This is a genomic window from uncultured Salegentibacter sp., assembly GCF_963972535.1.
GTDB lineage: Bacteria > Bacteroidota > Bacteroidia > Flavobacteriales > Flavobacteriaceae > Salegentibacter.
In genome coordinates, this window is the sequence record NZ_CAXAVR010000025.1 from 22,979 (window position 1) to 31,995 (window position 9,017).

Below are 9,017 nucleotides of genomic sequence, written 5' to 3' on the forward strand. Positions count from 1 at the left end.
ACATAAAAATTTAAATCAGAGGCTTGATTTTTAACGGGGTGTCTGTAAAAATATATACATTTGGTAGCTGAAATTTAAAATTTATCAAACACACCAATATGTCAACTTTACGATTTGAAGCTTTAAAAGAAACCTTTAACCGCAAGCCGGTTAAGATTAAAGAGCCGGCCAGAAGGTCTGAGCTTTTTGGAACAAATGTGTTCAACGAAGCCTCCATGAAGCAATACCTTACCAAGGAAGCTTACGAAAATGTGATGGAAGCTATAAAAACCGGTAAGAAAATTGACCGTAGAGTGTCAGACCACATTTCTACTGGGATGAAAGAATGGGCCATTTCAAAAGGAGCTACCCATTATACACACTGGTTTCAACCATTAACCGGCGCAACGGCTGAAAAACACGATGCCTTTTTTGAAACTCAGGCCGATGGTTCTGCAATAGAAAAATTTGGTGGCGGAGCTTTGGTTCAACAAGAGCCAGATGCCTCAAGTTTCCCAAGTGGAGGAATTAGAAATACTTTTGAAGCCCGTGGTTATACTGCATGGGATCCTACTTCTCCAGCTTTTCTTTGGGGAACAACGCTTTGTATACCAACGATCTTTGTTTCTTATACAGGTGAAGCTTTAGATTATAAAACACCTCTTTTAAGAGCATTACAAGCTGTAGACCAGGCAGCAACATCCGTAGCTAAATATTTTGATAAAAATGTTACAAAAGTAACCGCTACTTTAGGCTGGGAGCAGGAATACTTTCTTATTGACTCTGCTTTGGCCGCTACGCGTCCAGACCTTTCTTTGGCAGGGCGTACTTTGTTGGGACATTCTCCTGCAAAGGGACAACAATTAGACGATCACTATTTTGGTTCAATTCCTTCAAGGGTATTGGCCTATATGCGAGACCTGGAAATTGAGTGTATGAAACTTGGTATTCCGGTGAAAACACGTCATAACGAGGTTGCACCAAACCAGTTTGAGCTGGCACCAATTTTTGAAGAAGGTAACCTGGCCGTAGACCATAATTCATTAATTATGGATATTATGAGCAAGATTGCCGAAAAACACCACTTTAAGGTAATTCTTCACGAAAAGCCATTTGCCGGTATTAACGGTAGTGGTAAACACAACAACTGGTCTTTAGCCACAGATACCGGGACAAACTTATTAGCACCGGGTTCTACACCAATGAAGAACCTTCAATTCTTAACTTTCTTCATTAATATTATTAAAGCAGTACATGATAACGAAGAATTGTTAAGAGCAGCTATTGCAAGTGCATCTAACGATCATAGGTTGGGAGCAAACGAAGCACCGCCCGCAATTATTTCAGCATTTATTGGATCTCAGTTAACCGAAGTATTGGATGAATTAGAAAAGGTAACCGACGGAAAACTATCTCCGCAGGAAAAAACCGAGCTAAAACTTAATGTAGTAGGTAAGATTCCGGAAATTTTACTGGATAATACCGATCGTAACCGTACTTCATCTTTTGCCTTTACCGGTAATAAATTTGAATTTAGAGCTGTTGGTTCTACTGCAAATTGCGCTAACCCAATGACGGTTATTAATACCATTATGGCCAAACAACTAAACGACTTTAAATCTGAAGTTGATGAGTTGATTAAAGGCAAGAAAATGAAGAAGGATGATGCTATCTTTAATGTACTTAGAGAATACATCAAGCAATCTAAGAACATTCGTTTTGAAGGAGATGGTTATGGTGAAGCCTGGGAGAAGGAAGCTAAAAAACGTGGCTTAAGTAATAATAGAACGACTCCACAAGCCTTAAAAGCTCAAATTTCTGAGAAAACAATCGCTCTTTATGAAGAAATGAAGGTGATGAACAAAGTGGAACTTGAAGCGCGTCACGAAATTGAACTTGAAGATTACGCGATGCGAATCCAGATTGAAGGTAGAATCCTTGGAGATATTGCCAGAAATCATGTTATCCCAACTGCAGTTCGTTACCAGAATATCCTTATAGAGAATGTAGAAGGCCTGAAGCATATTTATAACGAAGACTTCAAGAAACATTCTAACGAGCAACTGGAACTCATTGAAGAGATCTCTGAACATATTGCTAAGATCAATAGCGGAGTTAAAGCTATGATAGAGGCCAGGAAAGTAGCTAATAAGATAGAAGATTCTGAAAAACGAGCCTTCGCTTATTGTGATGATGTAAAGCCTTATTTTGATGAAATAAGATACCACTGTGATAAATTGGAACTTCTGGTAGATGATGAGCTATGGCCGTTAACTAAGTACAGAGAGTTACTTTTTACCAGGTAATTTTAAATATATAATTATAAAAACCACGTGTGCAAACACGTGGTTTTTTTGTTTCAGAACTAATTTTAAAAATTTTAATTACCTAATTTGAGTACTATTTTCATTATTTTAATTCTATTACAGAAGACTTTTTCTGTTTTTAAGAGGATTTCCGCATTTTTGGAGCTTTCCCGTACCGGAAACTACCTTTATTATTAAGAATTATAAGTTATTTCCTACAATTTTTATTTTAGCGTGTATTAATCTGCTTTTTAGCGCAGAATTTCTTCAATTTTTATCGGGGACTTGTAAAATAACTATAAATTATTATAAATCAGTGCTTTATGTGTGTTTTAGTCTTCTTTTGAAATGAGCTTATTATTTGGATAAATTTTATAGGAAATTTCACACCATATCGATTAATTCAACTTTTTTAAAGATTTTAGAGCGCGGCTATAATTTTATTTCTTCCTATTAAATTTTTAAAATTTTTATAACTGTAATTTTTATAAATCTACTGAAAACTAAAGATTTAGAATCTGCTTTTCAATGAATTATATAAAATATAAAGAGGATAAGAAAATTCCTACTAATTCAAATAAGTGCATACGGGTTTTCCCGTATAATTATTCCTTTAAGATTCATTTCACATCTTGTCAAAAAATGTAGCTCTTCATCGAAAAGTATATTTTCGTCCTAAAATCCATCCTATATTAGCATCAGAATTTAACACCCCCCTAAACCTTCCCCCCAAGGTTGCGTCAAATTCTAACTCCCTACACATTATGCCCCCAACATTAATTCTATTTCTATAGTATAGTTTTATTATAGTTATGAAGAAGACTCGTTTTGCCCCAAAGTGAAATTGTAAGTTTTTAATTTAAATATTTTTTTAACCTTAATTTTTTATTATGAAAAAAGTGATTTTTTGCGCTAGCGCGCTAATGTTTGGGGCAGTTGCATTTGCTCAAAGTAATTCAAGTCTTGTTGGTCAATCTGGTAATCATAACCAATCTGATGTAGATCAACAAGGATTATCTAACCTGTCTTTTGTTTCTCAATCTGGAGATCATAACTCTGCTGATGTAGATCAAAAAGCTGAGTATAATGAAGCTTTTGTTATTCAAACCGGAAGTCATAACTCTGCTATTTCAGGTCAGAATGATGATGGTCTACAAGGACCAGCGGCGAATTTCTCTATGCAATATCAAAGTGGTAACCACAACGAAGCTGTAATTTCTCAAGATTCTCCATATACAAATGGTGCAGGAAGCGGAACTGTAAATGGTGTGGCTATGCAAATACAATCTGGAAACGGCAACGATGCTAGTATCGAGCAATTAAACAGCAACCATGTTTCTATTCAAACGCAGTCTGGGGATAATAACTCTGCTGACGATTTTCAAACTGGTGCAAGTCATGAATCTTATACCTTTCAATCTGGAAACCACAATGAGAGTGATGTTTACCAAAACGGATGGGGAAGTAATTCTTACGTAACCCAAACTGGAGATCACAACACTAGTGATGTAGAACAAAAAGGAGATCGCCATATGTCCTGGTCTATGCAATCTGGAAATCATAATGCCAGCACTGTTACTCAAGGTGGTAGCATGCATATGAGCTTAGTGAACCAGAGTGGAAACCATAACACTTCAATGGTTAACCAGGGTAACTTAGTTCCATCAGCAAACTAATTAATAAATAGAAAATAACCCGGATGTATTTTAGGCGTCCGGGTTATTTTTATTTAAAAATTCATCTTATGAGAAGTATTGGTTTTAGCACTTTTTTATTACTGCTTTGTTTTAATTTCCAGTTAACTGCCCAGGATAATTTAACTCATAATCGAATTCAAAATCAGGTTGTAGTAAATCTTTTGGCAAGTGTGCAAAAGGAGAATAAACAGGTAAATAATGAAGTCTTCATAAATCAAATTGGAGATAGAAACCAGGTATATACTTCGGTAAGAGCCCAGGAGAATAAATCTGTTTACATTCAAAATGGAAATTTTAATAATATTTATTCTAATGTTACTGCCACAACCTTTTCATCTTCAATTGTACAAAATGGAGACAGGCATAAGGCTTTCAATTTTGTGAACAGTCCTGGAGAAGAAATAAGTTTAGAGCTTAATCAGCAAGGGAAAAACCATCATTTTGAACAATTTGGTTCTAATTCTATTGGAAATAATCTGAAATTTCATATGAATGGTGATTCACGCTCTTTAATTGTAAGAAATTTTAAATGATTTCATTGAGAAAAATAATATCGGGACCATTGAATTTACTGGTTCTAATATTTTTAATTTCAGTTTCTGCTGAAGCTCAAAATTTTAATTCAGAAGTAGAAGCTTCTATTAAAACCAATGATAATAAAGATAATCTCCTGGAAATAACAGGAATTTCTAAAAATTTAACCGAGGCCACATATAGTTTACACTACGAGTTATCGGTAATTACTTCATCTGGAGATAATAATTCTTCCAAAAATTCTCAAACGGGCCGGTTCACTTTAGAGCCTTTTGAAACCCGGGAACTTTCTTCAACTACAGTTTCAATTAACCCAAAACAACGCAGTATTATTCTTTTAATAATTTATAACGAAGATGATGAAGTTATGGGTACCAGTAGAATTGTATTTGAAGAGAAAACAGAGGAAAAAGAAGAAAACCAACTCTCTTATGAAAATAGGAATGAAGGAATTGAATTAACCAGTATGGTTATTCAAAGAACAAAAACGAAACCCGGAAAAGATTTCTACGACTTTTTTTACCAGCAATACAGTTTAAATCCTGTAGAAGGTAATAAAATGATAGAAATAGAAGAAATGATAAGTTTTGGCCGAACAACAAAAATAATGGTAAAGGTAGATGATAAGGTGATTTATGAATTTTTTGCCAGACCAAAATTAGACTATTTAAAAGAACAGGCTGTTACGGCCTTACAGCAGGTGAATAGGTATATGGAATACCTAAAAAACCGAAGCGAAAAGATTTCACAATATTAATTTTTTAATCCCCCCGATTATGAAAAGATTAGTTTTAATTCTATTATTTTTTTGGTGTCTTCCAATATCTGCTCAAGAATTGGTTTATACACCTAAAAACCCCGCATTTGGTGGTGATACATTTAACTACCAGTGGCTTTTAAGCAGTGCGCAATCACAAAATTCTTTTGAAGATCCTGATGCTGCACGCCAGGAACTTTCTGAAATGGAACAATTTACCGAAAGTTTAAATTCGCAGTTACTGGGCCAGGTAGGCCGGCAGTTATTTACTGAAGAATTTGGCGAAGCAGGTTTACAGGAAGGAAAATATACTTTTGGCAGTTTGGCAATAGATATTTTTCCCTCTAACGAAGGTTTGGTAATTAATATTCTTGATACCAATACCGGCGAGCAAACTCAAATAATAGTTCCACAATAAACCTCCTATTTATGAAATTTTTTCAATACTCCATTTTAGTGGGGGTAGTGGTGCTGTTTTGTTCTTGCGGATCTTATTTTAACCAACCTGTAGACTATCAGGATGCTAGAATAGGGGAGAGTACAAATGCTACAACCGCCCTTAAAAATCTCCCTCTACCCGAAGAACCGGTGGTAGTAGGAGTCTATAATTTTAGAGATTTAACCGGCCAGTATAAACCTTCAGAAATGGGGAGTACCTTTAGTACAGCCGTAACCCAGGGAGCTACTTCAATTCTTATTAAAGCACTTGAAGACTCTAAATGGTTTACTACCATAGAAAGAGAAAACGTAGGAAACCTTTTAAACGAAAGAAATATAATTCGTTCTACCCGCCAGGAATACAGGGCTAATTCTAATATCAATGAACCACAACTTCCACCTTTGCTTTACGCCGGAATTATTCTGGAAGGAGGTATAGTATCTTACGATACCAATATTATTACCGGTGGTTTAGGTGCCAGGTATTTTGGAGTTGGTGGTTCTACCCAGTATAGACAGGACAGGGTTACTATTTATTTGAGAGCTGTTTCTACTTCTAGCGGAAGAATTTTAAAGAATGTTTACATTTCTAAAACTATACTTTCCCAGGCTTTAGATGCCAGCTTATTTAAATATGTGAGTTTTCAGCGTTTAATGGAAGCTGAAACCGGCTTTACCCGAAATGAGCCTGTACAATTAGCGGTTACCGAAGCTATAGAAAAAGGGGTTGAAGCCCTGGTTTTGGAGGGAATTCAAGATAATTTATGGACTCCCAGAGAAGATCAGCAACCTTTAGCAAACGAATTAATCGCTCTCTATAATACCGAAAAAGAAGATGCTGGGATGGAAAGCTTATATGACCGCAAGTTTATAGATAAAACCGGCAGTTCTATTGGAGTTAATGTAGGGACTTCTTTAATGAGCGGGGATTTCTCCAACGCTGAAGCAGGTGGAATGTTAAGAGTAGATTATACCAATAATATTTTCCCTTCCCTTTCTGTGAATCTGGCAGCCAATGCTTTTGAGCTTAAAAATCAGGGCGCATTTTCAGAAAAGTTTGTAGGCCTTGATGTGAATGGACAATATAATGTTTTGCCTAACGACACCTTTGGGCCTTATTTATCTGCCGGAGGCGGCGTTGTTTTTGGTTTGGATAGCGATGAGGTGCCTGATGGAATGTCTTCAACGCATTTTAAACTTCAATACGGCCTTGGGCTCGAGTATATGATTACCGATAAGTTGGGCATAAGAGGTTTTGCAGAGCATAACCTTATGTTTAACGACGAACTGGACCGGTTTGTTCACGGTAAGCGAAACGACCATTATTTCAACTTTAGCATTGGTCTTAATTTTCACCTTGGTAAAACTAAACGTGAAAGAAATAACAACTTAAACAATCAATAATGAAAAATCTAAAATATATTTTTCCGCTGTTATTTATTTTCATTTCAGTGGGGTGTAGTGAAGACACGATTGATGCTTTACAAAGTGGAAGCATAACCGGAACCGTAGTGACCGAGGGTGATTTTGAACCAATAGAAAATGTACGCATTTCAACCACACCGGCAACTTCTACTGTTTTTACCGATGAGAACGGGGAATTTATAATTGAAAACGTTCCGGTAGATGAATATTCTGTGCAGGCGAGGAAAGAAGGATTGTTAACCCAATTTGAAGGTGCTGAAGTTTTAGCAAATGCTGAAGTAAATGTTATTTTTGAAATGCAACCTGCAAATGCTAATAATAGAAAACCCGATGCACCAACTTTATTGACACCTCAGGACAATGCCGAAGGAATACCTACCACCGTAGATTTTACCTGGGAATCCCGGGATGCAGATAACGATTCCCTTACTTACGAACTTGAAATAAGAAACGATCGTAATAATGAAGTTCTTCGGTTTACAGAACTTCGTGATACTGTACAAACAGTAGAAGGATTAAATTATGGGTATAAATATTTTTGGCAGGTAGAGGTTTCAGATAGCCTTAACGATCCCGTTTTAAGTGAAGTATATTCTTTTAATACGTTAGAATTTCCTAAAACAAGGTTTATGTACGTGCGGGAGATGAATAACAATAACGTAATATTTGCTCGAGATTTAAACGGAAATGAATATCAGCTAACTTCTGCCAGTCAAAATAGTTTTAGGCCACGTAAAAATCATCGTACCAATAAAATTGCTTTCCTTAGAACGGTAGGCAATCAAACCCATCTTTTTACTATGAATTTAGATGGATCGGCTCAAACGCAAATCACTTCCAACATTCCTGTAAACGGCTTTAACCTCGAGAAAGTAGACTTTTCCTGGGCTAACGATGGTGCTAGTTTGGTTTATCCAAATTTCGAAAAATTATACAGGGTAAATGTTACCGGCGGCGGAACAAGCCTAATTTATGAAGAACCTAACGGCAAGTTTATAACAGAGGTTGATGTTAGTAATGATAATACCCGAATTGCATTGTTAGTAAATAATGCCACCGGTTATAATGCTGAAATTTATACCATAGATATGTCTGGTAATTTTATGAAATCTGTAATATCTGGACTTGATGGTGCCCTGGGTGGTTTAAATTTATCGGTAGATAACCAAAGACTTTTGTATACCCGGGATGTCTCAGGTTATGAGAGTGCCGACTATCGTCAACTTAATTCCAGGATGTTTATTTATAACTTCAACACCAACCAAAGTACTGATATTAGTGATGATAAACCTGAAGGAACAAACGATTTAGATCCAAGATTTTCACCAAGTGAAGCTGAAGTTACTTATGTAAATACTTCTAACGATGGGATTTCAGAAATGTTTATAGAACAAACCCTTATTGAAAACGGGGGGGCATCCAGTAGGCAGGAATTATATTCTAATGCAAAGATGCCTGACTGGGAATAAAGATTTTTCTTTTCGGGGGAAAGCGGTAGCGGATTTTTTGCTATCGCTTTTTTTATTTTATAATCTTTCAGCGACTAAGCTAATCTGTTTATCTTTGGGGCTTCAACAATATAATTATGAGTCAGGAAGTTAGTAAAAGATATGCTCAGCGCGGCGTTTCAGCAGGTAAAGAAGATGTGCACAATGCAATTAAAAATGTAGATAAAGGATTATTTCCAAAAGCATTTTGCAAGATTGTGCCCGATAATCTTACGGGAGATGCAGATCATTGCTTAATTATGCACGCCGATGGTGCAGGAACAAAATCTTCCCTGGCCTATATGTATTGGAAAGAAACCGGAGATCTTTCGGTTTGGAAAGGCATTGCGCAAGATGCACTAATTATGAATATAGACGATCTGCTTTGTGTGGG

The 9,017-nt window shown here is 36.2% G+C and carries 7 protein-coding genes and 1 pseudogene; all 8 read left to right on the plus strand.

Annotated features, from left to right (window positions below; genetic code table 11):
• Positions 1-98: 98 nt before the first annotated feature.
• Positions 99-2,285 (plus strand): glutamine synthetase III, encoded by a 2,187-nt coding sequence (locus tag AACZ30_RS05340; protein WP_075326132.1) that lies wholly within the window; start codon positions 99-101, stop codon positions 2,283-2,285.
• A gap of 890 nt (positions 2,286-3,175) precedes the next feature.
• On the plus strand, positions 3,176-3,961 hold the full coding sequence (locus tag AACZ30_RS05345; protein ID WP_075326133.1) for a hypothetical protein: 786 nt from the start codon (positions 3,176-3,178) through the stop codon (positions 3,959-3,961).
• Positions 3,962-4,029: 68 nt separating this feature from the next.
• Positions 4,030-4,515 carry a hypothetical protein gene (locus AACZ30_RS05350; RefSeq protein ID WP_075326134.1) on the plus strand — a complete coding sequence of 162 codons (486 nt, stop codon included), beginning with the start codon at positions 4,030-4,032 and terminating at the stop codon, positions 4,513-4,515.
• A gap of 5 nt (positions 4,516-4,520) precedes the next feature.
• Positions 4,521-5,273, plus strand: coding sequence for a curli-like amyloid fiber formation chaperone CsgH (gene csgH / locus AACZ30_RS05355; protein WP_339648145.1), 753 nt, complete (start codon positions 4,521-4,523; stop codon positions 5,271-5,273).
• Positions 5,274-5,292: 19 nt separating this feature from the next.
• On the plus strand, positions 5,293-5,691 hold the full coding sequence (locus AACZ30_RS05360) for a curli production assembly/transport component CsgF (protein ID WP_339648146.1): 399 nt from the start codon (positions 5,293-5,295) through the stop codon (positions 5,689-5,691).
• Between the two features lie 11 nt (positions 5,692-5,702).
• Positions 5,703-7,115, plus strand: a complete 1,413-nt coding sequence (locus AACZ30_RS05365) for a CsgG/HfaB family protein (protein ID WP_339648147.1) — start codon at positions 5,703-5,705, stop codon at positions 7,113-7,115.
• A complete protein-coding gene (locus tag AACZ30_RS05370; RefSeq protein ID WP_339648148.1) occupies positions 7,115-8,605 on the plus strand; it encodes a carboxypeptidase regulatory-like domain-containing protein in 1,491 nt (496 codons plus the stop codon). The genes AACZ30_RS05365 and AACZ30_RS05370 overlap by 1 nt, the downstream gene beginning before the upstream one ends.
• Before the next feature lie 116 nt (positions 8,606-8,721).
• A pseudogene (locus tag AACZ30_RS05375) lies at positions 8,722-9,017 on the plus strand (phosphoribosylformylglycinamidine cyclo-ligase); the annotation flags it as partial.

What these genes read in the sequence shown, in the direction of transcription:
- AACZ30_RS05340 (WP_075326132.1), top strand. Translation starts at nt 99, where the DNA reads ATGTCAACTTTACGATTTGAAGCTTTAAAAGAAACCTTTAACCGCAAG.
- AACZ30_RS05345 (WP_075326133.1), top strand. Translation starts at nt 3,176, where the DNA reads ATGAAAAAAGTGATTTTTTGCGCTAGCGCGCTAATGTTTGGGGCAGTT.
- AACZ30_RS05350 (WP_075326134.1), top strand. Translation starts at nt 4,030, where the DNA reads ATGAGAAGTATTGGTTTTAGCACTTTTTTATTACTGCTTTGTTTTAAT.
- AACZ30_RS05360 (WP_339648146.1), top strand. Translation starts at nt 5,293, where the DNA reads ATGAAAAGATTAGTTTTAATTCTATTATTTTTTTGGTGTCTTCCAATA.
- AACZ30_RS05365 (WP_339648147.1), top strand. Translation starts at nt 5,703, where the DNA reads ATGAAATTTTTTCAATACTCCATTTTAGTGGGGGTAGTGGTGCTGTTT.
- AACZ30_RS05370 (WP_339648148.1), top strand. Translation starts at nt 7,115, where the DNA reads ATGAAAAATCTAAAATATATTTTTCCGCTGTTATTTATTTTCATTTCA.